Here is a 24,243-nt window from a genome sequence, read left to right as displayed (position 1 = left end):
TGGTAGAACTCGCAGATCCGCGGTTAGGCCTTGATGCTTTCGCGTTCCGCGCCCACAGCTGCAGGGGTCTCGCGCGTCTTTCGCGGGATGAGTGCGGCAAAGAGTGCAGCCAATAAGGCAGCACCGATTGAGAAGGCGAAGGTGACGCGGAAGCCTTCCAGCGTGGGGACCTGTGCCGCACCCAGTGACATGGTCATACTGGCCAGAACCACGCCCATGACCGCTGCCGCTGCCGAGGAACCCACAGAACGCATCAGGGCGTTCAAGCCATTGGCTGCCCCGGTATCGGTCAGCGGGACGGCGCCCATGATCAGGGCAGGCATGGCAGCGTAGGCCAGTCCGATGCCGCCGCCGACGATGATGGAGGCCACGAGGATCTGCCAGGTTTCGGAGATCAGGAAGAACGCCATCACATACCCCAAAGCGATGACCAACGACCCGAGGATCAGCGTGGCCTTGGGCCCGTAGCGTGCCGAAAGGCGGGCCGAGACCGGGGAGAGGAGCATCATGACGAACCCACCGGGCGTTAGCACCAGCCCCGCCATGACCATGGAGTGACCCAAACCATAACCGGTCCCTGCCGGAGCCATCAGCAACTGCGTGAAGGTCAGGCTCATGGCGTACATGGCAAACCCGACGGTCATCGAGGCGAGGTTCGTGAACAGGACCTGTGGACGGGCCGAGACGCGAAGATCGACCAACGGTGCCTTGACCCGAAGCTGGTAGACGCCCCAGAGGACCAGGATGATCGCCGCAGCAGCAAAGAACCCCAGCGTCAGTGGGCTGGTCCAGCCCCAGTCGCTGCCCTTGGTGATGGGCAACAGCAGCGAGACCAGGCCGGCGGCCAATCCAGCGGCTCCTACGGCATCAAAGCGGGCGGGGGTCCGTACCGCGGATTCGGGCAGGAGCGTGGCTACCAGGGTCAAGCACAGGGCGCCGAGGCCGGCAGCGGACCAGAATAAGGCGTGCCAATCGGCGACCTGGGCAATGAAGGCCGAGAAGGGCAGGCCGATGGCGCCGCCGACGCCCATCGTGGCGCTCATCGTAGCAATGGCTGCCCCGATCCTCGCCGGAGGCAATTCATCGCGCAGGATGCTGATACCCAAGGGGATGGCCCCCATGGCCAGCCCCTGCAGAACCCGACCCGCGAGCATCACTTCCAGCGTGCTGGTCAAGGCGCAGAGCACCGAGCCGGCAACCATGAGGGCCAGCGAAATGATGAGCATGCGGCGTTTGCCGAACATATCGCCCAACCGTCCGGCGATGGGAGTGACTACGGCGCCGGCGAGCAGGGTGGCGGTGATGATCCAGGCCGCGTCGGAGGCCGAGGTGTCCAACATTGTGGGCAATTGTGGAATCAGCGGGACCACGAGGGTCTGCATTAAGGAGACCACGATGCCCACGAAGGCCAGGATAGTGACCGCGACCCGCGGGGAGGGTGGCCGGTGCGTGGATAGAGCGGGAGTGGAAGTCATGGGGCTCGCTAACTGGATGGGGTGATACGCCGAACTATGCTTGTGCACCATACATGAGAAGTGTAGAGCACACATCTTTTGCATAATGCATATCGTTGTATAGTGGATTCCTGCGGAAAGACAATCAGAGGGAGAAGAATGACGGAAGACACTGATGCTCTGCAGGAGATGCAGTACGAACTCATGCTGTTTTTCCGGTATCAGTTGCGTCCGCACCATAAGAGCAGTCCGACCCTTGAGCGTTCCGCTTATGTGTTGCTCAACCGGCTTGAGCGCTCCGAGCCGATGACGCTTAAGGAGCTCTCCCAGGCCCTGCGGCTTGATGCCTCGACGATCCACCGCCAGGTCGGTGCACTGATACGTCACGAGCATGTGGCCTACGTGCCCGGTGTCGCGGGTGAGGTGGCCCGCCGTATCGCCCCGACCGAGGCGGGGATCGAGGCGCTACTGGAAACGCGCCGGTCGTACGAGCAGGGATTGCGTGATGTCGTGGCCGACTGGCCGCAGGAGAAGCAGCGCGCTTTTTCGGGTTTGCTGCGCGACTTCAACGAAAACGTCGAGCGCATCGAAGAGGCCCCTTGGCCGCGGGGGCGATGAGGTGCCGGGGCGCCGGCCGCCTCGGCTAGCGGACCGCCAACATGGCCATCATGATGGCGATGTAGTGACAAGCGAATCCGCCGACCGTGAAGGCGTGGAAGAGCTCGTGGAAGCCGAACCATTCGAGGTGGATGTTCGGACGCTTGAGGGCGTAGAACACGGCGCCTGCGATATAGAGTGCGCCACCGGCGCAGAGCAGGACTGCTGCCGGGATGCTGGCGGCAAAGAAGTCGCCGATGTAGATCAGGCAGGCCAGTCCCAAGGCGATGTAGACCGGGGTGTATAACCAGCGGGGTGCGTCGGTCCAGAATAAGCGGAAGGCGACACCGAGGATCGCTCCGATCCAGACCAGCCACAGCAAGAAGGTGGCTTTCGCCTCCGGAAGCAGCGCCCAGGCCAGGGGCGTATAAGAGCCGGCAATGACCAGCATGATGTTGGTGTGGTCCAGCCGCTTGAGAACCCGTTTGACCTTCGGGGACCAATTTCCGCGATGGTACACGGCAGAAATGGTGAACAGAAGCAGTCCCGTTGCGGCATATACCGCCGCAGAAACTTTACCCCCGGTCCCGGGGGCCAATACCACGAGGACGATGCCTGCTGCCAGTGCCAAGGGAGCGGTGCCCGCGTGGATCCAGCCGCGTAAATGCGGTTTGATCTCATCCAACGGGGCCATGCTGGGGGATGACTGCGACATGGTCCGATACTACCGGAGAGTAATAAAGTGCGTGGCGGGGAAGCCGGCTTCTTCAGGCGTGCCGCTCAACACCGTGGCGGCCCAACCGGTAGCCTAGAGTCGCGGCAACCAAGCAGCGTTGATCCGTGCTGGCCCAGCGACTGGAAGGGGACGACGTGCGGTTGCCCGAAGTCCTTTACCGTCTTTACGGCAAAGTGCTCAAGAAGGATATCCCTACAGAGAAGCTACCCGGGCATATCGGGATGGTCGTGGATGGGAACCGGCGGTGGGCCAAGCTCGCCGGAGCACCGACAGTGCACGGTCACCAGGCAGGTGCCGATAACATCGTTGAGTTCCTGGGGTGGTGCCGTGAACTGAAGATCCCCACCGTCACTCTCTACATGCTCTCCACCGACAACATGAGCCGGTCAAACGATGAGCTGGACGACCTGATGGGCATCATCGCCAATATGCTGGACCGGCTCGCCGAGCAACACGACCTGTGTGTTCAGCCCATGGGTGCCTATGACGAACTACCCGACTATCTCTCGAATAAACTCCACGCCCTCGCCGAATCCTCGCAAAACGCTTCGGGACTGCATGTGAACATCGCCATCGGCTACGGAGGTCGTGCCGAAATCGTGGACGCCGTCAAGGAGCTGTTATCCGATGCCGATGCTGCAGGAACCTCCCTGGCCGAGGTGGCCCGCGGGCTGGAAGTCGAAGACATCTCCCGCTACCTCTACACCCGTGGCCAGCCCGACCCCGATCTGGTGATCCGCACCTCGGGAGAACAACGACTCTCGGGTTTCCTGACGTGGCAGAGCGCCTATAGCGAGTTCTATTTCTGCGAAGCCCTGTGGCCCGATTTCCGGAAAGTCGACTTCCTGCGCGCCCTCCGTGATTTCACGGACCGCCAACGCCGCTTCGGGAGCTGAGGCGTTCACCTCCGGGCCATCGGGCATTCGCTCACCGGGCGGCGTGTCTTGGGCCACAAGACATGTCTGCGGGCTAGCTTGAAGACATCGGCAGGCACTACCGCCGGCCGAGACGGAAAGGCCACCGAGCGTTGAGACACACGGTCAACGACGGGAGGCCGGATTCGGCCTCAAGGCTGGACCGGACCACCCGCAGAACGGTTACCTAGGGGCGCAACGCCCCTGTTGGGAGTCATCGTGGCAGTCGAAATCCAGTCCAGCAACGTCGTGGCGGACGAGATCGGCAGGACGGGCCCGACTCCCGCCGCCGGCTTGGCCCACGCCACCCCCGCAGCGACCCCGGTGACGAGTGCCCGGCAAAGTGTCGGAGAGAAATCCTACGTTCTGGACACCTCGGTCCTGATCGCCGACCCACGGGCCGTCCTGCGATTCGCCGAACATGAGGTCATCGTTCCCATCGTGGTGATCAGCGAACTGGAAAAGAAACGCCATGATCCCGACGTCGGCTTCTTCGCCCGCAAAGCCTTGCGTCTCCTCGATGAGCTCCGCGTCGAACGTGGAGGCCTGAACCGCCCGCTGCCGATCGGGAATGACGGGGGCTCCTTGCGGATTGAGCTGAACCACGTGTCCACCGAGGTGCTTCCGGTGGGGTTCCGGGCCGGTGACAACGACTCACGCATTCTGGCGGTGGCCAAGAACTTCTTCGATGAGGGCCGCGATGTCACGGTGGTGTCGAAGGACCTTCCCATGCGGGTGAAAGCCTCGGCAATGGGCCTGCGGGCCGATGAGTACCGGAACGGGTTGGTGCTTGATTCGGGGTGGACCGGAACCGCCGAACTAGATGTGGCCGATACCGATGTGGAGGAGTTGTATAACCACGAGCCGGTCTTGGTCGCCGAGGCGGCCGAGATGCCGGTCAACACCGGCTTGATCCTGCTCTCCAACCGCGGCTCGGCCCTTGGCCGGGTCGGAGAGGACGGGCTGGTCCGCCTGGTGAAGGGCGATCGCGACGTCTTTGGCCTGCATGGCCGGTCAGCTGAGCAACGGCTGGCGATCGACCTGCTGATGGATCGGGAGGTCGGGATCGTCTCCCTGGGCGGCCGGGCCGGAACCGGGAAATCAGCCCTCGCCCTCTGCGCGGGACTCGAAGCCGTGATGGAACGAGGCGAGCATAAGAAAGTGGTGGTCTTCCGGCCCCTGTATGCCGTCGGCGGCCAGGAGCTCGGCTACCTGCCCGGCTCCGAAGACGACAAGATGAACCCGTGGGGACAGGCGGTCTTCGACACCCTGGGCGCGCTCGTCTCCAAGAATGTCATGGACGAGGTCGTCGACCGCGGACTACTCGAGGTCCTGCCGCTGACCCATATCCGCGGCAGGTCCCTGCACGATTCGTTCGTCATCGTCGATGAGGCGCAGTCCTTGGAGAAGAACGTGCTGCTGACCGTGATGAGTCGGATCGGACAAAACTCCAAGATCGTACTGACCCACGATGTGGCTCAACGCGACAACCTGAGGGTGGGCCGGCACGACGGCGTTGCTGCCGTGGTCGAAACGCTCAAGGGGCATCCCTTATTCGGGCATATCACCCTGACCCGGTCCGAACGTTCAGCCATCGCGGCGCTGGTCACCGACATGCTCGAGGAATCGGGGGCATAGCTCTTCGCCTCTGATAGAGATCAAGGATGACACCACCCACGATTCTGGGCCCCGACGGGCCGGGTCCCGACGCACCGCGAAAGGATGTCGTGCCGGTCGGCCCCGGTTCCCGGATCCGTCTGAATGCCGCCGTGCGGTTCGTTGCCTTTTTTTGGGGGGGCAGCACTCATCTTCCTGGTCCTGTTCACCCTGTTGGCGGTCCTCCTTGGCGGCGTCGACTCATTCAGCAGACCCGACGGCGTGGGCCCTTCCATCGTCATGATGATGGCGGTGAGCTGCGCCCATGGGGTGGTCGTTCTCGGGTTGGAACGGCGCTTCGTGCCTGATGAAATCGCCCCCGGCGTTGGTCCGGACTGGCCGTGGGGGCCCTCTGGGGGGCTGCCGGGCTGCTGGCCGTCTACGGTCTCATCATGGTCCTGGGCGGTTATCGGCTCCTGACCCCTGCCGGGGTGGATGTCCCGGGGATCTTGGAACTCATGCTGGTCGCCGGGCTGGGAGCTGCGGTGACCGAGGAGCTGGCGTTCCGGGAGATGGGCCTTCGCCTGCTGGAAGAATTCGCCGGCACGTGGACGGCGGTCGTGGTGTCCGGGCGGGTGTTCGGAATGTTCCACCTAACGAACCCCGATGCGACGCTCTGGGCGGGAATCGCTACAGCCATCGAGGCGGGCCTGCTTGAGGGGGTATCATACGCCTTGACGCGTTCCCTGTGGGTGGTGATCGGCTACCACATGCTGTGGAACATCGTGCAGGGCCCCGTATGGGGTGTTCCGATCTCGGGCACCGGAAAGGCGTCCTCGATATGGCATACGGGCCTCACGGGCCCCGAGTGGTTGACCGGAGGTTCCTTCGGGCTCGAGGCCAGTGTCGTGACGGTTATCCTGCTGCTGACATCGACCGTCGTCCTCGCCCTCATGCTCCGACGCCGCGGGGGAGTGGCGGCCCCCCGGGCTGGAGGCGTGGCCGGTGAGCTACTCGCCGCCTCGGCTGGCCTGCGGTCCACGGATGATCCAGGGGATATGGTCCCGGACATCGGTCAGGTTCATTGAATGCTCCACGAACAGGTCATCGAGCATGTACTCGTTGACGGCGTGGATGTGGATGTCGTGTCCGTTGCCCTGAACCGGTCCGTCCAAGGCCTCCGTATACACACAAACTGCCGTTTGGAGGTCGATACGCAGCCGGGTCCTTCCGGCCTCCAACAGCGGGAACCCGTCCGTTTCCGGGGTGTAGGTGACATTGGGTGAGACCACGGCTTCCAGCGCTGCTCGCCCCGCATGGCGGGTTTCGTTCAATTCATGGATTTCCACGACGTTGGACAACGGGAACTCCAGTGGAACCGGGGCACTGCCGGCCAATTCCACGGGATCGAGCATGGCGGACCAGCGGGCATCCCCGAAGACCGGGTCACCATAATCTGCTTCCGGGCGGCGGGCAATCAGCCCGTCGTCGTCGTAGACAGGTGTCACCAGTCGTGGTGGCAGCAGCCAGGAGCTGCGGTTGCCCGTGATGTAGAAGGCATCGCGGGACGCGTGGATCGATGTGGTGCTGAACAGCAGTTCGGAGGACTCATCTTCGACCCGTAGGGCGTCCGGACGGCGCAACCAGGCACGGATCCGCGGGATGGCTTCGGGGATGACCTCCTCTTCACGCTCAATATCGGCCGGCGCGGAAAGGGCGTCCAGGGGAGTGTGGTCCTCCTGCAATTTGACCGGTGCGGTCGGGCCCGCCGTGGGGCTGGCGGTGAACCATTCCACGTCGAATCGCAGGGTCCTCCACCGCCAGGGCGAAGACCTACAGAGTCGGCGGAAAGCTGCGGCATCCTCTCGGGAGACCGCCGAGGGGCCAGATGGCGGCGGGGTGGTCGGAGGAATAGTCATACTCCACAGTCTAAACAGCCGTGGCCTCACCCTGTCGTGGGCTGCGCTAGCGTTGAGCCATGATCGCTGCGATTCAGGAACTGCGTGAGAACGCGCCGGTGGCCTTCGTCCCGCTGGTCCTGGCGTTGCTGCTGTTCGTGATCAACGGGGCACGGTTGACGTGGATCGACGCCCGAACGCATCTGTTGCCCAACCGGATCATTCTGCCGTGGTACGTGTTCGCTCTCGTTCTGCTCGGGGCGGCGCTGCTGCTGGCCGGGGATGGGGCGGGGCTGTTGCGGACCTTTCTGGGCGGCGCCATCCTCTTCAGCTTCTATCTCCTCCTGCACATGGTCCAGCCGCGAGGCATGGGACTAGGAGACGTGAAACTTGCCGGCATCATGGGACTGTATTTGGGGTATTTGAGCTGGTCCCATTTGCTGTGGGGCACCGTGGCGACTTTCCTGCTCGGCGGATTGGCCTCCTTGGTGTTCATTATTTTGCGCCGTGCGGGTCTGAAAACATCGCTGGCTTTCGGCCCCTACCTGGTCATCGGTACGTTGGCGGCCCTCTTCGTGGCAGGCTAGGGACATGCCAACCCCGGAATTCATTCTGTCCCTGCGCGAGAAAATTGGTCATGATGCCCTCTGGCTATCGGGGGTCAAGGCCGTGGTGCATCGCCAAGATGGTGCCCTCCTGTTGGTCAAGCGTGCCGATAACGGCAGGTGGACCCTTCCCGCAGGAATCATGGAGCCCGGTGAGGAACCAGCGGCCACTGCCGTCAGGGAGGTCCTGGAAGAAACAGGCGTCGTGGTCGCCGTCGAACGGCTGGCCGGAATCGGGACCACCGACCCGGTGACCTACCCCAACGGCGACCGCGCACAGTACCTCGACGTCGTGTTCTCCTGTCGTTATCTCTCAGGAGAAGCCCGAGTAAACGACGATGAGAACACCGAGGTCGCCTGGTTTTCCGACGCAGAGCGTCCACCTTTGCCGCCCAAACACCAGCGGGCCGTGGACTGGGCGCGGGACCCGGACCCGTCCGCACGCTTCCTCAGCTGAACCCCGGAGTTACCTGGCCGGAACGGGCCGGGCCGCTCAGGACCGCAGCTTCCGGGCGAACGCCGCCTGCCGCTTGCGGCCGTAGGCGACCATCAGCGGTGCCAGTCCCACGGCGAACCGGGGGAACATATCAAAGAGCCTCACCTGGCCTCCGCGCCAGCGTGGCCACGCGGTAACGGGCCGCGGTTTATCCACGACGCGTAGGACCACATCCGCGACCTCGCCCGGTTGGAGGAGCTTGCCGGTAAAGGAAAGGGCTGCACCGGGATCATCGAGTTTGTCATGGAGCATCGGAGTCCACATCCCATCGGGACAGACGCAACTAATATCGACGCCCTTGACCCCCGCAGCCCGCAAATCGGCCAGCGCCGAAACGCTGAAGCCCAGGACCGCGTGCTTCGAAGCCGCGTAGATCCCTTCCCCGGGGACCCCGACCAGGCCGGCCAAGGATGCGACGTTGACGATCAGGCCGGCATTGGCCGCACGCATCAACTCCAGTGCTGCCAGGGTGCCGTTGATGGTCCCGGCGGCGTTGACTTCCAAAACCAGACGCCGCTGCCGTTCGTCCTGGTCCCAGACGGGACCGGTAAAGAGGGCCCCGGCATTATTGACCCAGAGAGATAAGGAACCTGCTCGAGACCGGGCGGCCTCGGCGGCCGCTGAGCAAGCGGCAGCGTCACGGACATCCAGGGCGGAGGCTAAGGCCTGCCGTTCGGCGGGCAACGCTAATTCCGCATTGATATTCGCCGCCACGGCTTCGGCCTGCTGGAGATCGACGTCGGTGACCTGGAGGGTGAATCCTGCCCGGGCCAACCGCAACGCGAGCTGCCGTCCCAGGCCCCCACCGGCACCGGTAATGACCGCTCCACCGCGGTCGGTTGGACTGTTGCCTGAAGGCCGCCGGTGTGCTTTCTGAGGTGTCATGCGGTCACCCCCTGATGAATGCGCGATCGTGCTGCGGATTGACTGGCACGGGCCGAGCCACGACGTCGTTCTCGTTCGAGGTCCCAGAGGTAGCTGTCGAAATCGACTTCCATCGTGTGCCGGGCCGAGGCGTAGAAACGACGGGCATTGCGCTGCTGATCGCGTTCCATCTGTGTACGGATAGTGGCCTCGGGCGGTGCCAGGTAGCTTCCGGTCAGCATTTCCGTCACCCAGAGCGACTGCGCCTCGGCCAAGGGCATCACTGCGCCGATGGGCTGGAGTAGGCCGATGAAGAACAGCCCTGGATGATCAGGGTGCACGGTGCGCTTCCACAACGGCAACTCGTTGCCCGCCGGGTTGACCAGGTCCTCCGATAAGAAGGGGAACCGGACCCGGTAGCCGGTCGCCCAGATGATCAGATCCGCAGCTGTCGCGGACCCGTCGGTGAACACCACCTGGTCGCCGTGGAGTCGTTCAATGCCTGGCTTCGGTGTCACGGCCCCCACCTTCAGCATCCGACGAATTTGTTCCGATTGGACGGGATGTGATTGGCCCGGAGCATGTGTGGGGTGGGGCAATCCGAGTCGCGTGGTGCTGCCGGAGAGAATCGATGCCAGTCGCAGCCTGGCCCGGGTGGCCCACCAGGGCAGCCATTTAGGCAAAACCAATTGGTCCGAAGCCCAGCCGAGGAAGTACTTGCGCAGCACCCACTGGCCGCGGCGTTGGGACAGGACGGCGCTGTGGGCGACCCTGCCGGCCTCGGAAGCGATATCCAAGGCCGAGTTCCCAGCGCCAACGACCACGACATTCCTCTCCTTGAGCTGTTCTGCCGAGCGGTAGTCGTGGGCGTGTAATTGTTCGCCGGCAAAATTCCCGGGATAGGCGGGCTCGGGCCAGCGGGCGTCCCAGTGGTGCCCGTTGGCGACGAGGACAGCATCATAGTTGTGTTCCTCCGTCCCGTCGGGGCCGGTGATGGCGACCTTCCAGCCGCCATTTTCAGGGATGACCTCGTCCACGCGGGTGTTGAAGCGGATCCTTTCACGAAAACCGAAGTGGTCCACGTAGGCCTCGAAATAGTCGGCCACCTGGTCGTGCCGGGCATAAGCGGGGTAGTCGGATGGCATCGGGAAATCAGAAAAGGCCATGCGCGGGCACGATGTGTTGATTTCCAGTGTTTCGTAGCAGGCGGACTGGCCGTTGGGGTTCGCGAAGACCCAATTTCCGCCGACGATACTGCCCTGTTCGAAGCAATCGACGGGCACAGCGGCCTGGTGCAGCGCCTTCACGGCAGCCAAGCCCGAAGCCCCGGCCCCAATAACGCAGGTGCGCGGCAGGGAGACGTCCGTGGGAATCGGCGTGGTGACGGCGGGGGCTCGATCGCGTTCCTTGACGAAATAAGACATGTGACGATCCTTACATTGGAAAGAAAGATTTTCAATAAATTGGAACCGAAGTGAAGCTCAATGCCTGTGGCAGAGTGGATTCCGTGAAGACTGGAGAAACTGCGGTGGAGCAAAACGCTGTGCCCGTGAGCGAGCGGAGGTGGCGAGGGGTATCCCGCCCACAGCGGGACGCCGTACGCCGACAGAAGCTTCTGGAAGCCGGCGTGCAGCTCTTCGGAACCCAGGGGTACGCCGCGACCACGGTCCAGGGCTTATGTCGCGAAGCGGGGGTCTCGTCCCGTTCGTTCTATGAATACTTTTCAGGGCGCGAGGAAGTCCTCGAAACTATTTATCGTGAAGCGACCCAGGCGATCGAACAACGAGTGATGACCCTGCAGATCGAAGCAAATGACACGGCGTATGGAATGATCCGCCGCGGAGTCCAAGCTGGGGTTGGTCCCATGCTCGATGACGAACGCCTTGGTCTGGTGCTCGAGATCGAAGCCGTGGGTGTTTCGCCGGAATTGGAGTCTTGGCGGCGGCAGATGATTGCCGGGATTGCCCGGGCCATGGATGCCATGATGCTTGAATTGATTCGCCGCGGGCTGATCCCCGAGTCCCCGACGGGGCTGATTGGATTGATGGCTGTCGGCGGCATGACCGAGGCTCTCGTGGCTCATTTGAACACCCCGGCCGCCCAGCGCCTGTCGACGTCTGCGTTCGTGGACGAGCTGGCGCGCGTGATCACCCGGATGGCCGGTGGATGGCCCGCCCATGGTGTTGCCTCTGCTCCGCCACTAGGCTGACGTTAGGGAAGCCGCCATCGAGGTCGGTGGCCCGGAGCGAAGGGGATACGCATGGGAACCGAGCAATACCACGAACCGCCAGCCGAGTTATCGGCCGAAACGCGGACCTTTGCCCGAATGTGCACGAACCTCACCGAGGAAGCCGAAGCCATCGGGTGGTACGAGCAGCGGATATCCCTCGAACCTGATCCGGCAGCCAGGGCCATCATGGAGAACTCCCTAGGCGAGGAGTTCAAGCACTTCTGCATGGAGCTGGAATACCTCTTCAGGGCAACTCCGAAATGGGGGCAGATCGCCCGGGGAATCCTCTTCCAGGAGGGGGACATCGTCGACAACGGGGAAGCGGCCGAGGAAGCCGCCGACTCAGATCCCACTGGAACCGCCGAATCTGGGCAGACAACACCTCTGGGGTCATCCGATGGTTCCCTGGGGATCGGCTCGTTGAAAGGAACCGCATCATGACCACCAATCACTTGCTCCGCGAGCTGGCACCCATCACCGCCACCGGCTGGAAACTCCTCGACGAGGAAGCACGGGATCGTCTGACCACGACACTGGGCGCCCGCAAACTCATCGACTTCTCGGGCCCCTTCGGTTGGGATTATTCTGCAACGAACTTGGGGCGCACCGAACGCCTGGCCGGTTCCGATGACGATCCGATTATTTCGAGGCGCCGCCGGGTCTTGCCGTTGGCCGAGATGCAAGTACCCTTTTCGGTTTCCCGCGACGAACTATTGGATGGAGAGCGCGGGGCAGCCGACGTGGACCTGTCCAACCTCGACATGGCTGCGCTGCAGATGGCCAGTGCCGAAAACCAGGCGGTATTCCATGGGTGGCGGCAGGCACAGATCACCGGGATCACCCAGGCCACATCGCTGCCGACCGTCCCGCGGGTGGAGCACTTCTCTGACTACCCCAAGCGGGTGGCTCAGGCGGTTGACCAATTATTGGAAGAGGGCATCTCGGGACCCTTCGGGCTCGCCTTGGGCCCCGGGCACTATACGGCGGTCGTGCAGTCCACCGAACGGGGTGGTTACCTGCTCTCCGAACATCTGCGAAAGATCCTCGATGGACCGATCGTCTGGGCCCCGGGCGTCAAGGGCGCCGTGGTCATGAGCCTGCGCGGTGGAGATTTCCTCTTCGAATCCGGGCAGGATCTATCCATCGGCTACAGCCACCACGATGCCCATGACGTCCATCTCTATCTCGAGCAGAGCTTTAGTTTCCGGGTGGCGACCCCGGAAGCGGCAGTGCACCTGACGTCCAGTAGCGAGCCCTCCCAGCGCAGTCGCTAGTTCGAGTTCTCCGACCCGGCGTCGGGAACTGCAGGGGCTGAGGTGCCGGCTGGCTTCTTCGCCGCGCGCAACTGGGCTTCCAACTCCAGCGCCTCCTCACCTGAGACCGCTTCGCCCCGGGCCACCATTCCCGACGTGTGGGACAGCGGGACCTGCTTCAGGAGGAGTGCCAGGACAAAGGCAATGAGGATGAAGGGGATCAGGTACCAGAAGACCGGTGCCAGCGAATCGGCATAGGCCGTCACGATGCCGTCCTGCAATGCCTGCGGGAGCTTGTCCAAGACCGAGGGGTCCAGCGTGGCAGTGGCCTGCCCGGCGTCGGAGGCCGAAGCTCCCGCCCCGGTGAAGACCGCGGTGAGCTTCTCCGTGAGGTTGTTGGTGAAGATCGCTCCGAAGATCGCCACACCCAAGGCGGCGCCGACCTCACGGAAATAGTTGTTGGTACTGGTGGCGGTGCCGACCATCTCCGCGGGAACGGCGTTCTGCACCACGAGGACGACCACCTGCATGATCAGGCCCAGGCCGGCCCCGAAAACCAGCAGGAATACGCAGATCAACCACAGCGGGGTATCGGCGGAGAGCGTCGTCATGGCGAGCATGGCGGCAGCTGTGGTGAGCGTACCTGCGATGGGGTAGGCCCTGTATTTGCCGGACCTGGAAATTGCGATGCCGGACCAGATGGAGGTGCCCATCAGGCCGACCATCATCGGAAGCATCAGCAGGCCGGATACTGCCGCAGAGGTTCCGGAGGACATCTGCAAGAACGTGGGGACGAAAGCGATGGCAGCGAACATGCCCAGGCCCAAAGTGAAGCCGATGGCCGTGGCCGTGACGAACACCCGGTTGCGGAACAGTGCGAGGGGGATGATCGGATCAGTGGCCCGCAGCTCGGCGAAGACGAAGGCCGCCGCTGCCACCAGCAACCCAGTTCCCCACATCCACGTGGACACTGCGGACCAGCCGTGGTCGGCACTGCCGCCGAAGTCGGTGAAGAAGATCAGGCAGGTCGTGGCGATGGACAGGAAGACGACGCCGGCGATGTCGATGGCTTTTGTTGCCTTCTTATTGGGCAGGGTCAGCGCGAACCAGGCGACTGCGAAGGCGGCGATGCCGATCGGGATGTTGATGTAGAAGGCCCACTGCCAGGTCAGGTGGTCGACGAAGAAGCCGCCCAGCAAAGGCCCCGCGACTGCCGAGAGGCCGAAGATCCCGCCCAAAGGGCCCATGTACTTCCCGCGCTCCGAGGCCGGGATGATGTCGGCGATGATGGCCTGGGAAAGGATCATCAGGCCACCGCCGCCGAGCCCTTGGAGGGCGCGGAAGAAGACGAAGATCCAGAAGGTTCCCGCAAAGGCGGCACCCACTGAGGCCAGCGTGAACAGCGCAATCGCGATCAAAAAGAGATTGCGGCGGCCGAGCACGTCGCCGAACTTGCCGTAGATGGGCATGACGATCGTGGTGGCCAGCAGATAGGCGGTGGTGATCCAGGCCTGATGCTCGACTCCTCCGAGCTCGCCGACGATCGTGGGCATCGCGGTGGAGACGATCGTCTGGTCGAGGCTGGAGAGCAGCATGCCGGCGATGAGCGCCGAGAAGATGATCCAGATGCGGCGTTGGGTCAGCGCGATCAGGCCGGGGGACTGCGGCGGCGCGGTAGTGCTCATGGTGGTTCCTAGAAGGTCAGGGCTCGAGGGAGTGTCCGCGGAGCCGAAAATGAGGAAAAGGGGTGATGCGAAGTGCGCGGACAGGAGCCGGAATGATCCGGGGCCGGCAGCGTACTAGGTGCCGAACAGACGCCGGGCGTGGGAGAAGTTCTCGGTCAGGATCCGGGTGAATCTGTCCAGCGCGTCCGGGGCTGTCTCTTCCGCAGCAGCAGGGGCTCCTGAAGCAGTGGAATTGCAGGTAATGCCCTCTGTCGAGCAGGAGCTGGAGTGTCCGATGAATTCCTGGAAGCTCGTCATGGCCAACTGCGAAAACAATGTTGAAGCCAGATTCGCAAATGGGTCCTCCGGTTCCAGAGCCTGACGTTGCGCGATCAGTTCCGCCAGCGCTCGCTGACGCTGCATTGCCGAATGAATCATCCGTTTCATCAGCGCCGGTTCCGAATGCATGATCTGCATGAAGGAACCCATATCCGTCGGTGGGACGTCCATGGTGGCATATGCCTTGATGAACAACTCCAGAAGGGCCTGATCCAACGGAAGTGCGGTGGTGGATCCGGAGGAGCTCGCCATGGACGTTCGAGCGGAGTCCAGGAAATCCTGGGCGAACGGCTTGAACGGGTCGGCGGACTTCACCCCCAGGACGGCGTCCTCCTTGGTGGCGAAGTAGTTGAAGAAGGTGCGGCGGGAGACTCCGGCAGCCTCGCAGAGTTCCTCGATCGTGAATCCGTTCAATTCACGTTCGGCGGTCAGCGTGCGGGCGTGGTTGGTCAGCGCGGCATAGGTTTCCATGCGTCGACGTTCCCTGGCCCCCGGAGCCTCCGTTGCACTTTTCTTCACATAGTGCAGTTTTGCACTATTGGGTCATGGGTGCAAATCGGGAGGTGGTGTAATTGCGCACACTGCCGCGGAAGCGTGAACCTGTCTGGCCGGGCGGAAGGGCCCCGGGCATGACGGCGGCCCACCCCGTTGCCGGAATGGGCCGCCGAAGGAGGGGGCTGTGCCCTATTTGCCCGAAGGCGAGGTCATCGTGGTGACATCCAGAGCTGTATCGAGCTGCTCTTCGGTGAGTTCGCCGCTCTCAAGGAATCCCAACGCGATCGTGGCCTCACGCACGGTGAGTCCTTCGGCGATGGCCTTCTTGGCGATCTTCGAGCCGTTCTCGTAGCCGATGAACTTATTCAACGGGGTGACGATCGACGGGGAGGCTTCGGCCAGGAAACGGGCCCGGTCCACGTTGGCCGTGATGCCATCGACCATTTTGTCCGCCATGACCTGGGAGGTATTGGTCAACAGGCGAATCGATTCGAGCAGGTTCGCCGCCATCACCGGAATCCCGACGTTGAGCTCGAAAGCACCGTTGGTGGAGGACAAGGAGACCGTGGTGTCGTTGCCGATCACCTGGGCGGCGACCTGAATCGCGGCTTCACTGATGACCGGATTGACCTTGCCGGGCATGATCGAGGAACCCGGCTGCAGATCGGGGATGGCGATCTCACCTAAACCGGTATTGGGGCCCGACCCCATCCACCGGAGATCGTTGTTGATCTTCATGATCGAATAGGCAATGTTGCGCAGCTGACCCGAGGCTTCGACAAGCCCATCGCGGTTTGCCTGGGCTTCGAAATGGTTACGTGCCTCTGTCAGGGGCAGACCGGTGTCCTCGGCCAGCAGGGCAATGACCCGCTGGGGGAAGCCTGCCGGCGTGTTGATGCCTGTGCCGACTGCCGTTCCGCCCAAGGGGACCTCTGCCACTCGGGGGAGGCTGGCCTCGATCCGCTCGACGCCGTAGCGCATCTGGGCGGCGTAGCCGCCGAATTCTTGCCCCAAGGTCACTGGTGTGGCATCCATGAGGTGGGTCCGACCGGATTTCACGACGTCGGCAAACTCGTCGGACTTGCGTCCCAGGCTTTCGGCGAGATGGTTCAGCGCCGGAACCAAATCGTTGAGCAGCGCATCCGTGACGGCGACGTGGACCGACGTCGGGAAGACATCGTTGGAGGACTGCGAGGCGTTGACGTGGTCGTTCGGGTGAACGCGGGCCTGACTGCCGGCGGCTTCCAATCCCTGGTTGGCCAGAGCTGCCAGAACCTCATTGGTATTCATATTCGACGACGTCCCTGAACCGGTCTGGAAGACGTCGATGGGGAAGTGCGCATCATAGTCGCCGGAAGCCACGTGCTCGGCCGCAGCAACGATGGCGCGGGCGATCTCCTCGTCGAGGACGCCTAGCTCCGCGTTCGCCAGGGCTGCCGCACGCTTCACCCGGGCCAACGCCTGGATATGGCGACGTTCGAGCCGCTTGCCGGAGATGGGGAAATTCTCTACGGCGCGCTGCGTTTGTGCGCTATAAAGGGCGTCGACCGGTACGCGGACTTCGCCCATGGTGTCATGTTCAATACGGAATTCATCCTTGCTAGCCATGACATCACCATACGCCGCCCGGGGGCCCGAACCCGATCCCGGGCGGCGTCATCTGGGACACACCATGACCTAGAGTGCGCCGAATCCCGTCACTATTTCTGCCTTGCCTTCTTCGAGGCGGTAGGTCACGCCAATGACGGCCGTCTCACCGGCGTCGACGGCGTCCGAGATGAGCTTGGAGGATTCAACCAACCGGTGAGTGGACTGCCTGACGTGCTCCTCGACCGTCGTATTCACATCGGTGACCCCTGCCCGTTGGGCGGTGATGACCGAGGGGGTGATGCGCTCGACGAGATCCCGGATGAACCCGGGGGGCATCTGCCCGGTCTCGAAGGCGTCCATCGTCGCTGTCACGGCGCCGCAGCTGTCGTGGCCCAGGACCACGATGAGGGGGACATCCAACAGGGCAACACTGTATTCGAGCGAACCGAGCACGGCATCGTCGGGAACGTGCCCGGCGGTCCGGACAACGAACACATCACCGAGGCCGACATCGAAGATGATCTCGGCGGCCAGTCGTGAATCCGAGCAACCGAAGATGACGGCGAAGGGATGCTGGGTATTCACCAGGGCCGAACGACGGGCAGAATCCTGGTTCGGGTGGTTGGTGGATCCGGCAACGAAGCGGGCGTTGCCCTCACGCAGTTTGGTCCAGGCCTGGGCCGGGGTGAGAGGTGCGGATTCGGACTCAAGAGATTCAGCAGACATGAAAAAAGAGTACATCCGGCACGGCGCAGATCCGCTACTGCGTTGAGTTGGATTGGTCCTTCATGACGGACCGGGCGGCCTTTTGGAGCACTTCATCGCCGGAATCGGAGCTGAGCATGAGCGTCGATTCCTTGGTCTTGCGAACCCAACTGACGTTTGCCTCTCGGGTGTAGGACTCCCACGTGGTCCCGTCGACCTTTACGGTGCCGGACTCGGTAGCGTCCTCGCTCATCTTGGCGATCCAGCCCGGTGTGGCATCGGCGGTCTGACGAATCCAGACAAAGCCCTCGTCGCCCGTCACATAACCGACTTCCCAGTAGTCGATCTTGTCGGCGCTTCCGGAATTCCAGCGCGCGAAGTTCGGGTACCAGTCCGCGGGCACTGCGGGGGCTACCGGTGTGAAATCGGCTGCCTGGCCGGCCTGGGAAGCCACCGCGGAGACGTTCACGTCAGGTGTGAACTTATCGTCGTTGCTCGGCGGATTCAGGGCGATGACCGGTACCGCAACGGCAACCGTCAGCAGCACGGAGATGATCATGCCCTTCAGCGATTGGTTGGCCCGTTTGGACTGGGAGGGCGTCAAGACAGGTGTTACCTGCGGTTCTTCGGCATCTGGGGGCGTCTGGGGTGCATCACTCACGCCTCCATTGTCCCCGATTTTCGGGACCGTGGATGACGCGGTGTCGGTCATCACCACCCCATCCGTCGTTTCAGCGGATATGCTCGAAGGCGTTGCCCATGGCACCCACACCCACTCGACGACGAGGAACACCGTGACAGAAGCCACAAATTTTGCCCACCTGTCCCCCCGACTGTCCGTCGGCGATGCCGAACCGGACCGCAACCTGGCCTTGGAGCTGGTACGTGTCACGGAGGCTGCCGCGATAGCCGCCAGCCCCTGGGTCGGCTTCGGGGACAAGAACTCGGCAGACGGTGCGGCCGTCGACGCCATGCGTTCGCTGCTCTCCACCGTGTCTGTCACCGGGACCGTCGTGATCGGAGAAGGCGAAAAGGATGAAGCCCCGATGCTCTTCAACGGCGAAGTCGTCGGGGACGGTACCGGGCCCGAGGTCGATGTCGCCGTTGATCCCATCGATGGGACCCGCCTGACGGCACTGGGCATCAACAACTCGGTAGCTGTCCTGGCCATGGCCGAACGCGGTTCCATGTTTGACCCGTCGGCCGTGTTCTACATGGAGAAGTTGGTCACCGGCCCGGAGGCCGCCGAATTGGTGGACCTGCGCCTGCCGGTGAAGCAGAACCTTTACCTGATCGCCAAGGCCAAGAACAAGCCGATCAACCAGATCACCGTCTGTGTGCTGGACCGTGAACGTCATACCAAGCTCGTGCGGGAGATCCGCGATGCCGGGGCCCGCACGAAGTTCATCATGGACGGCGATGTCGCCGGCGCCATCTCGGCCACCCGTGAGGGCTCGGGTGTCGACGCGTTGATGGGCATCGGGGGAACCCCCGAGGGCATCGTGACTGCCTGTGCCATCCGCTCGCTGGGCGGCGTCATCCAGGGCCGTCTCTGGCCCACCGATGACGAGGAGAAGCAAAAGGCCATCGATGCCGGGCACGATCTGGATCGCGTGCTGTCCACCAACGATCTGGTGACCAGTGACAACTGCTATTTCGCGATGACCGCCATCACCGACGGCGATCTACTGACCGGAGTGCGCTACAAGAACGACAAGATCTTCACGCACTCGATCGTCATGCGTTCGAAATCCGGGACGATCCGGACCGTCGAGGGCGAGCACCAGTCACGCAAGTGGGAGCCTTACACCCGATAGGCGATTGAGCCCGAGAAAAGCTAACCCGTGAGGCCACGAGCCTTGCGGGTTAGTTCGTTTCGGCGGTGGTCACGGCGAACGCCACGGCCGGTCCCTCGCCGAGACGTTTGGCCACCACCGGAGCTTCGTGAGCGGGAATGAACGCCGATTCCCCGCGAGTCAGTTGCAGATCACCACGAGGCGAATCCAGCAGCAGGTCACCGGACACACAGATCAGTGTCACCGGGCCGTTCTGGGCGACGGCAACGTCCTCTCCGGCCAGCAGGGCATCACCGGGCAACGCGATGCGTTGGAGCTGGAATTCGTCGAAGGGCGGCCGGTAGATCTCCTGGCCGAGCATGTTCTTCGCGGCTTCCAGATACGGGACGCCCAGACTTTGGAAGTCAACCGTGTCCATCAGTTCAGGTAGATCGATATGTTTGCCGGTCAGCCCGCCGCGCAAGACGTTATCTGAACTAGCCATGACTTCCACCCCCAGTCCCCGCAGGTAGGCGTGGATATTTCCCGCAGGAAGGTAGATGGCCTGCCCGGGTTCCAAGGTGATGTGGTTGAGCATCAACGAGACGAGGACCCCAGGATCGCCGGGGTAGAAACCGTTCAGCGATTCCAGCTCCGCCAGACCGGTATCAGGAACCGTCTGGCGGCCTGAAGCAACGGCCGCGCTGGCGAGCCCGACGAGACGGACAACGTCTTGGCCTCCGGAGAGCAAGTCGGTGAATGCCCCCCGCAGATCGCCTTGGCTCAGGGTGGTGGCCGTATGTCGGGCCGCGAGGACGGCACTGCCGTTCTCGTCGGTGAGCTCGGGGTCCGCCTCGATTGTTTCGGCCAACCAGGTGAAGAGGGCCGCCGACTCGTGCGCGGCCCGGAACCCGCAGAGGGCCGAGAACCCGGTGAGCGCGAACAGGAGCTCGGGCTTGTGGTTGTCGTCCTTGTAGTTGCGGTGCGGTGCCGAACGGTCGACGCCGGCTTCCTCCTCCGCGGCAAAACCGGCACGGGCCTGCTCCAGAGTGGGGTGGACCTGCAAGGAGAGCGGTTTTTCCGCGGCGAGGATCTTCGCCAAGAACGGAAGCCGCCCAAAGCGGGTGGACGTCTCCTCACCGAGAAAGAGGGTGGGGTCGGTGGCGATCAGCTCATTGAGCGGAGTCGTGCCGTCGACGTCCGGGTGGCTGGCCTTCGAGGGGGAGTCGGGATGTGCCCCGATCCACATTTCTGCTTCGGGGCCCCCCGTTGCCTCGGCTCCGATGAGTTCGGCGATGGCCGTGGACGATCCCCACGGATAGTCCCTGACGGTATTGCTCAGGCGGTACATTCGGCTCCTTGGCAGCTGGGTCGATACGGGGCGCTACCACCCAATCTAGGCCAGTGCGCTAGGTCCCCGGTACCTCCGTCGTCGGACGGCGATGCGGGTCATGGTGCGCTGCACTCGTTGTTATTGGCTGCGATCTCCGAGATGAGTGTGCGTTGTCCGTTGATTTCGAGCTGGACCAGATACTTCTCGGTGATGGGGGAGCCATCCGGCTGCGTGGAAGGAACCGCCGTGGGATCGGTGTTGCCCTCGATGGCTTCCGGAACCGCCGACTTGGCGTCGGTGGCAGGCTTGGTGGGCGCCGCCGACGCTGACTTCGTCTCCCCGGAGGCGGATTTATCGGCCGACGCTGACTTCTTCTTTGCGGCGGCAGCTGATTTCTTGTCAGCAGCCGCCCGGGCGCCAGCATCGGTGGCCTCCTCCAGCAGCCCGTCGACACGGGTATGGATCTGGCTGTAGTCGGGGAAGGTGGAGAACCGGTCGGAAGTGGTGCCGAAGTCCGGGGCGCCGAGGGTGAGGCGCTTAAAGGGGTTCTTGCCGGCCTTATTGGCGAGGTTGAGGAAACTGCCGAGTTGGGACTGTGGGATGTCAGTTTCGAGTAGATCCTCACCTGCGGACATGATGTCGGAGAACCGGGTCAACACCGTGGAGGGCTTGAACTGGTTGATCATCGCCTGCTGCAAGCACTGTTGGCGGCGGATGCGGTGGTAGTCGGTGGTGAAATCACGTGAGCGGGCGAACCAGAGTGCCTGCTTGCCGGTGAATTTCTTCGTTCCGGGGGAGAACCAATGGGTGTTCACGAGCGTCCCAGGCCATTTCTTGGCGTTATAGGGGACCCAGCCTCCGGACTCAACGGTGACCCCGCCCATGGCGTCGATGAAGGTGGAGAACCCGTCCATATCGATCACCACGTACGCCTGGACATCGATGCCCGTGATGCCGGTGGCGGCATCCATCATCGCCTCGGCGCCCGGGTTGGCCTTGCCCGGATACAGATCGGCATGATCGGCCTCAACCGTGGGGTAGAGGGCGTTGATGATGCACTCATCGCCGCAGTCGAAACCGCGGGGGTAGACGTCGTGGAGCGGAGAGTCCTTCGGGAACGGAGCATTTTGCAGGTTACGAGGAATGGAGATCATCGCGGTTCGCCCCGATTTCGCGTCGATGCTCACCACGGCCATCGAATCGGGCCGCAGCCCCGTCCTTCCGGCCCCTGCGTCGCCACCCATCAACAGGATGTTGTAGCGCCCATCGACGGGGTCCATGGAAGGACCCGAGGCAAAGACATTCTGGATGGTGTCCCGGCCAGTGTTGAGTATGAACGCACCGTAGCCCAGAACGCCTCCGGTGAGAACCATCAGGACGACCGTTGACGCCGCGACAACGCCGCGCATGGCCGGAGTCAATAAACGCGGCCGGATGATCAACAACGTATTGATGAACATCAGCATCCATCCGGCGGCCAACAGCAGCAGGACGATGACGAGGATCAGTTGGATGACCGGCTTGGCCAGAACCTCGATAACGGTTCCACGGTTGATGAGGGCGACCACGAGGCCGATGATGATCAGCGCCCAACAGGTGAGGGTAACCGTCAGGACCCGGCGCCCCAGAGTCCGGTTGCCGGCCACTACCTGCGCCCCACCCGGAATGAAAACGGTCAGGGCCAGTAGGAAGAAAGCCCGTTTGGTCCGGATCGGTGCGGAGGCGTGTTCGGGATCCCGCACTGGATTCTGTGCGGGGGAGAAACGCGGCGTCTGTTTGCTCATGGGTCAGGAACCGAGCCCCATCTCCTCGGTGAGACGCTGGCGGAGGCGGTCTCCCTTGGCGGAGGCCTGCTGACGGAGTTCGTCCGCAAAGTCGACCAGACGAGAACGCAAGCTGGTGGCCAGCTCATCGGTACCACTGGCCAAGGTGCGGACGGCCAATAACCCGGCATTGCGGGCACCACCGATGGAGACGGTGGCCACCGGTACCCCTGCGGGCATCTGCACGATGGACAGCAGCGAATCCATGCCATCGAGGGTCTTCAGCGGGACCGGCACGCCGATCACCGGAAGGGGAGTGACGGAGGCGAGCATCCCCGGCAGGTGGGCGGCGCCGCCGGCACCGGCAATGATGACCCGCAGACCGCGTTCGTGAGCCGTTTTGCCATAGTCGATCATCTCGTCGGGCATGCGGTGGGCCGAGACGACATCGGCTTCGAAGGGGATGCCGAATTCCGTGAGGGCTTCGGCTGCCAGGCGCATGACGGGCCAGTCGGAGTCGGAACCCATGACGACACCGACGAGGGGCTTCGCGGTGTTCATGCGGTTCGGGCTCCTTCGGTTGAGGCCGGCCCCGGGGCCCCGTCGCGGATGATGTCTGCCACCTGCGTGGCGGTGCGGCGGACATCGTCGACGGTCTGGCCGGCGGCGCCGACGAGGTTGACGTGACCGATCTTACGGCCGGGCCGTACGGACTTGCCGTAGACGTGGATCTTGACGCGGGGTTGCGCGGCCAAAGCGGCAGGGAAAGCTGAATAGAGCTCGGGGTTCGCCCCGCCGAGGAAATTCTTCATGACGGTCACCTCGCCCAATGCACTGGTGTCGCCCAACGGGAGGTCCAGCACGGCGCGCAGGTGCTGTTCGAATTGGCTGGTCACCGAACCGTTCATCGTCCAGTGGCCGGTGTTGTGGGGGCGCATGGCCAGTTCGTTGATGACGAATCCCGGGCCGCGGCCGGGGGTTTCGAAGAGTTCGGCAGCCATGACGCCGGTGACGCCGAAAGCCTCCGCGATGCTCAGTGCCGCTTCACGGGCCGCCTCAGCAGTGGCCGGGTCCAGTCCGGGGGCCGGGGCGATGACTTCGTCGCAGACCCCGTCAACCTGGATGGTGTGCACTACAGGCCAGCCACGGGCTTCACCCGAGGTGGTGCGAGCCACGAGAGCCGAGAGCTCCCGGCTGAAATCAACCTTCTCCTCGGCCAGCAAGTCGGTTCCGGCGGCGAACCAGTCGGCGCATTCGGATGCTGCGGCCGCATCGTCGAGCATCCGCACCCCCTTGCCGTCGTATCCGCCGCGTGGGGTCTTGAGCACCACGGGCCATCCGGTGGAATCACCAAAAGTAATGAGCTCCTCGATCGAAGCGACCCGGGCCCACACCGGGTTCGGTAGTCCGAGCTGGTCGATGGCAGCCCGCATGACCAGCTTGTCCTGGGCATGGATCAGGGCTTCGGGACGGGGCTGGACATTAATCCCCTCGTCGATCAGGGCCCTGAGGTGTTCGTTGGGGACATGCTCGTGATCGAAGGTGATCACGTCGACGCCGGCGGCGAACTCCCGCAGGGTTTCCAGATCCCGGTAGTCGCCGACCGGGGCCTGGGCGACGGCAGCGACTGCCGAGACCTCTGGCCCCTCGGCCAAAACCCTCAGGTCAAAACCGAGGTTCGTTGCTTCAGGGGCCATCATTCGGGCAAGTTGGCCACCACCGACCACGCCAATCACAGGAAAATTCACCTCTTCAGGGTACCGAACCGAGACCAGTCCATCGGCCGTGACGGGGCCCTGAACGGGGGATTATGAGGAAACTTTGAGTTGCAGCCGATAGAATGGGGAGCTGGCCGCGTCACGGACGCAGTGGACCGGCTCCTGCTGGAGCCCCGAATCTCGGGGTTTTTACCCGCACTGAACACCGTCTGTGGAGG

24 protein-coding genes are annotated in these 24,243 nt (G+C 63.3%); 10 read left to right on the top strand and 14 right to left on the bottom strand.

The genetic code is table 11. The annotated features are described in order from the left end of the window. Positions 1-23 precede the first annotated feature (23 nt). Positions 24-1,475, bottom strand: coding sequence for an MFS transporter (locus CIK75_RS04900; RefSeq protein WP_096223339.1), 1,452 nt, complete (start codon positions 1,473-1,475; stop codon positions 24-26). Between the two features lie 138 nt (positions 1,476-1,613). Between CIK75_RS04900 and CIK75_RS04895 the strand changes: the two genes are divergently transcribed. Further along, a complete protein-coding gene (locus CIK75_RS04895; RefSeq protein WP_096223338.1) occupies positions 1,614-2,072 on the top strand; it encodes a MarR family winged helix-turn-helix transcriptional regulator in 459 nt (152 codons plus the stop codon). A 25-nt stretch (positions 2,073-2,097) separates the two neighbouring features. On the opposite strand, the gene CIK75_RS04890 is transcribed toward CIK75_RS04895, so the two are convergent. Further along, a complete protein-coding gene (locus CIK75_RS04890) occupies positions 2,098-2,766 on the bottom strand; it encodes a hemolysin III family protein (RefSeq protein WP_241895299.1) in 669 nt (222 codons plus the stop codon). Between the two features lie 155 nt (positions 2,767-2,921). Between CIK75_RS04890 and CIK75_RS04885 the strand changes: the two genes are divergently transcribed. The 3 genes from CIK75_RS04885 (at position 2,922) to CIK75_RS04875 (ending at position 6,385) form a co-directional block, all read left to right on the top strand. Next, a complete protein-coding gene (locus CIK75_RS04885) occupies positions 2,922-3,683 on the top strand; it encodes an isoprenyl transferase (RefSeq protein ID WP_087000645.1) in 762 nt (253 codons plus the stop codon). A 342-nt stretch (positions 3,684-4,025) separates the two neighbouring features. After that, positions 4,026-5,339: a PhoH family protein gene (locus CIK75_RS04880; protein ID WP_241895339.1), complete on the top strand. Its 1,314-nt coding sequence runs from the start codon at positions 4,026-4,028 to the stop codon at positions 5,337-5,339. 359 nt (positions 5,340-5,698) lie between these two features. Then, entirely contained in the window at positions 5,699-6,385 is a 687-nt protein-coding gene (locus CIK75_RS04875; RefSeq protein WP_096223337.1) for a CPBP family intramembrane glutamic endopeptidase, read from the top strand. Here CIK75_RS04875 and CIK75_RS04870 read toward each other — a convergent pair. Continuing rightward, the gene (locus CIK75_RS04870; protein WP_096223336.1) at positions 6,308-7,216 is read right to left on the bottom strand and encodes a hypothetical protein; all 909 of its coding nucleotides are present in this window, start codon (positions 7,214-7,216) and stop codon (positions 6,308-6,310) included. The two genes, CIK75_RS04875 and CIK75_RS04870, sit on opposite strands and share 78 nt — an antisense overlap. A 59-nt stretch (positions 7,217-7,275) precedes the next feature. Here CIK75_RS04870 and CIK75_RS04865 point away from each other — a divergent pair, with 59 nt between their 5' ends. Both CIK75_RS04865 and CIK75_RS04860 read left to right on the top strand, forming a co-directional pair. Beyond that, positions 7,276-7,782, top strand: a complete 507-nt coding sequence (locus CIK75_RS04865) for an A24 family peptidase (protein WP_096223335.1) — start codon at positions 7,276-7,278, stop codon at positions 7,780-7,782. 4 nt (positions 7,783-7,786) lie between these two features. Then, positions 7,787-8,257: an NUDIX domain-containing protein gene (locus CIK75_RS04860; protein ID WP_096223334.1), complete on the top strand. Its 471-nt coding sequence runs from the start codon at positions 7,787-7,789 to the stop codon at positions 8,255-8,257. Positions 8,258-8,293: 36 nt separating this feature from the next. Here CIK75_RS04860 and CIK75_RS04855 read toward each other — a convergent pair whose 3' ends face one another. Further along, the gene (locus CIK75_RS04855; protein WP_096223333.1) at positions 8,294-9,181 is read right to left on the bottom strand and encodes an SDR family oxidoreductase; all 888 of its coding nucleotides are present in this window, start codon (positions 9,179-9,181) and stop codon (positions 8,294-8,296) included. Beyond that, entirely contained in the window at positions 9,178-10,584 is a 1,407-nt protein-coding gene (locus CIK75_RS04850; RefSeq protein ID WP_096223332.1) for an NAD(P)-binding domain-containing protein, read from the bottom strand. The genes CIK75_RS04855 and CIK75_RS04850 overlap by 4 nt, the downstream gene beginning before the upstream one ends. Positions 10,585-10,709: 125 nt before the next feature. Here CIK75_RS04850 and CIK75_RS04845 point away from each other — a divergent pair, with 125 nt between their 5' ends. Genes CIK75_RS04845 through CIK75_RS04835 form a run of 3 tightly spaced genes read left to right on the top strand, consistent with a single transcriptional unit; the run spans position 10,710 to position 12,664 of the window. Then, the gene (locus CIK75_RS04845; protein WP_158225899.1) at positions 10,710-11,369 is read left to right on the top strand and encodes a TetR/AcrR family transcriptional regulator; all 660 of its coding nucleotides are present in this window, start codon (positions 10,710-10,712) and stop codon (positions 11,367-11,369) included. 51 nt (positions 11,370-11,420) lie between these two features. Then, on the top strand, positions 11,421-11,831 hold the full coding sequence (locus tag CIK75_RS04840; RefSeq protein WP_096223330.1) for a hypothetical protein: 411 nt from the start codon (positions 11,421-11,423) through the stop codon (positions 11,829-11,831). Further along, on the top strand, positions 11,828-12,664 hold the full coding sequence (locus tag CIK75_RS04835) for a family 1 encapsulin nanocompartment shell protein (protein WP_087000459.1): 837 nt from the start codon (positions 11,828-11,830) through the stop codon (positions 12,662-12,664). Before CIK75_RS04840 ends, CIK75_RS04835 begins: the two co-directional genes overlap by 4 nt. Here CIK75_RS04835 and CIK75_RS04830 read toward each other — a convergent pair. The 5 genes from CIK75_RS04830 to CIK75_RS04810 all read right to left on the bottom strand — a co-directional run bounded on the left by CIK75_RS04830 (position 12,661) and on the right by CIK75_RS04810 (position 18,097). Then, positions 12,661-14,328 carry an MDR family MFS transporter gene (locus CIK75_RS04830; RefSeq protein ID WP_096223329.1) on the bottom strand — a complete coding sequence of 556 codons (1,668 nt, stop codon included), beginning with the start codon at positions 14,326-14,328 and terminating at the stop codon, positions 12,661-12,663. The genes CIK75_RS04835 and CIK75_RS04830 overlap by 4 nt on opposite strands. A 114-nt stretch (positions 14,329-14,442) precedes the next feature. After that, positions 14,443-15,165 (bottom strand): TetR/AcrR family transcriptional regulator, encoded by a 723-nt coding sequence (locus CIK75_RS04825; protein WP_143413269.1) that lies wholly within the window; start codon positions 15,163-15,165, stop codon positions 14,443-14,445. Between the two features lie 165 nt (positions 15,166-15,330). After that, positions 15,331-16,749, bottom strand: a complete 1,419-nt coding sequence (locus CIK75_RS04820) for a class II fumarate hydratase (protein WP_096223327.1) — start codon at positions 16,747-16,749, stop codon at positions 15,331-15,333. A 69-nt stretch (positions 16,750-16,818) separates the two neighbouring features. Continuing rightward, on the bottom strand, positions 16,819-17,457 hold the full coding sequence (locus CIK75_RS04815) for a carbonic anhydrase (RefSeq protein ID WP_087000467.1): 639 nt from the start codon (positions 17,455-17,457) through the stop codon (positions 16,819-16,821). Between the two features lie 34 nt (positions 17,458-17,491). Further along, positions 17,492-18,097, bottom strand: a complete 606-nt coding sequence (locus CIK75_RS04810; RefSeq protein ID WP_158225898.1) for a DUF4245 domain-containing protein — start codon at positions 18,095-18,097, stop codon at positions 17,492-17,494. A 79-nt stretch (positions 18,098-18,176) separates the two neighbouring features. On the opposite strand from CIK75_RS04810, the gene glpX reads away from it, so the two are divergent. Next, complete coding sequence (glpX, locus tag CIK75_RS04805; RefSeq protein WP_087000471.1) at positions 18,177-19,253, top strand: class II fructose-bisphosphatase; 1,077 nt, start codon at positions 18,177-18,179, stop codon at positions 19,251-19,253. A 49-nt stretch (positions 19,254-19,302) separates the two neighbouring features. Here glpX and manA read toward each other — a convergent pair whose 3' ends face one another. From manA to CIK75_RS04785, 4 genes are all read right to left on the bottom strand, one after another. After that, the gene (gene manA, locus CIK75_RS04800) at positions 19,303-20,562 is read right to left on the bottom strand and encodes a mannose-6-phosphate isomerase, class I (protein ID WP_096223325.1); all 1,260 of its coding nucleotides are present in this window, start codon (positions 20,560-20,562) and stop codon (positions 19,303-19,305) included. A 98-nt stretch (positions 20,563-20,660) separates the two neighbouring features. Beyond that, entirely contained in the window at positions 20,661-22,328 is a 1,668-nt protein-coding gene (locus CIK75_RS04795; RefSeq protein WP_198962392.1) for an LCP family protein, read from the bottom strand. A gap of 3 nt (positions 22,329-22,331) precedes the next feature. After that, positions 22,332-22,868 (bottom strand): 5-(carboxyamino)imidazole ribonucleotide mutase, encoded by a 537-nt coding sequence (gene purE / locus CIK75_RS04790; RefSeq protein ID WP_096223324.1) that lies wholly within the window; start codon positions 22,866-22,868, stop codon positions 22,332-22,334. Continuing rightward, the gene (locus CIK75_RS04785; protein ID WP_096223323.1) at positions 22,865-24,055 is read right to left on the bottom strand and encodes a 5-(carboxyamino)imidazole ribonucleotide synthase; all 1,191 of its coding nucleotides are present in this window, start codon (positions 24,053-24,055) and stop codon (positions 22,865-22,867) included. Before CIK75_RS04785 ends, purE begins: the two co-directional genes overlap by 4 nt. Between the last annotated feature and the right edge of the window lie 188 nt (positions 24,056-24,243).

It is taken from the genome of Glutamicibacter sp. BW78, assembly GCF_002332245.1.
Lineage (GTDB): Bacteria > Actinomycetota > Actinomycetes > Actinomycetales > Micrococcaceae > Arthrobacter_H > Arthrobacter_H rhombi_A.
The sequence above is the reverse complement of the archived record's forward strand: the minus strand, read 5'-3'. Positions and strand labels throughout refer to the sequence as shown.

Excerpts from the sequence above, each read along its gene's own strand:
- glpX (WP_087000471.1), top strand. The coding sequence starts at position 18,177 with ATGCTCGAAGGCGTTGCCCATGGCACCCACACCCACTCGACGACGAGG.
- CIK75_RS04865 (WP_096223335.1), top strand. The coding sequence starts at position 7,276 with ATGATCGCTGCGATTCAGGAACTGCGTGAGAACGCGCCGGTGGCCTTC.
- CIK75_RS04835 (WP_087000459.1), top strand. The coding sequence starts at position 11,828 with ATGACCACCAATCACTTGCTCCGCGAGCTGGCACCCATCACCGCCACC.
- CIK75_RS04830 (WP_096223329.1), bottom strand. The coding sequence starts at position 14,328 with ATGAGCACTACCGCGCCGCCGCAGTCCCCCGGCCTGATCGCGCTGACC.
- CIK75_RS04840 (WP_096223330.1), top strand. The coding sequence starts at position 11,421 with ATGGGAACCGAGCAATACCACGAACCGCCAGCCGAGTTATCGGCCGAA.
- CIK75_RS04870 (WP_096223336.1), bottom strand. The coding sequence starts at position 7,216 with ATGACTATTCCTCCGACCACCCCGCCGCCATCTGGCCCCTCGGCGGTC.
- purE (WP_096223324.1), bottom strand. The coding sequence starts at position 22,868 with ATGAACACCGCGAAGCCCCTCGTCGGTGTCGTCATGGGTTCCGACTCC.
- CIK75_RS04860 (WP_096223334.1), top strand. The coding sequence starts at position 7,787 with ATGCCAACCCCGGAATTCATTCTGTCCCTGCGCGAGAAAATTGGTCAT.
- CIK75_RS04850 (WP_096223332.1), bottom strand. The coding sequence starts at position 10,584 with ATGTCTTATTTCGTCAAGGAACGCGATCGAGCCCCCGCCGTCACCACG.
- CIK75_RS04890 (WP_241895299.1), bottom strand. The coding sequence starts at position 2,766 with ATGTCGCAGTCATCCCCCAGCATGGCCCCGTTGGATGAGATCAAACCG.
- CIK75_RS04855 (WP_096223333.1), bottom strand. The coding sequence starts at position 9,181 with ATGACACCTCAGAAAGCACACCGGCGGCCTTCAGGCAACAGTCCAACC.
- CIK75_RS04895 (WP_096223338.1), top strand. The coding sequence starts at position 1,614 with ATGACGGAAGACACTGATGCTCTGCAGGAGATGCAGTACGAACTCATG.
- CIK75_RS04900 (WP_096223339.1), bottom strand. The coding sequence starts at position 1,475 with ATGACTTCCACTCCCGCTCTATCCACGCACCGGCCACCCTCCCCGCGG.
- manA (WP_096223325.1), bottom strand. The coding sequence starts at position 20,562 with ATGTACCGCCTGAGCAATACCGTCAGGGACTATCCGTGGGGATCGTCC.
- CIK75_RS04815 (WP_087000467.1), bottom strand. The coding sequence starts at position 17,457 with ATGTCTGCTGAATCTCTTGAGTCCGAATCCGCACCTCTCACCCCGGCC.
- CIK75_RS04820 (WP_096223327.1), bottom strand. The coding sequence starts at position 16,749 with ATGGCTAGCAAGGATGAATTCCGTATTGAACATGACACCATGGGCGAA.
- CIK75_RS04795 (WP_198962392.1), bottom strand. The coding sequence starts at position 22,328 with ATGAGCAAACAGACGCCGCGTTTCTCCCCCGCACAGAATCCAGTGCGG.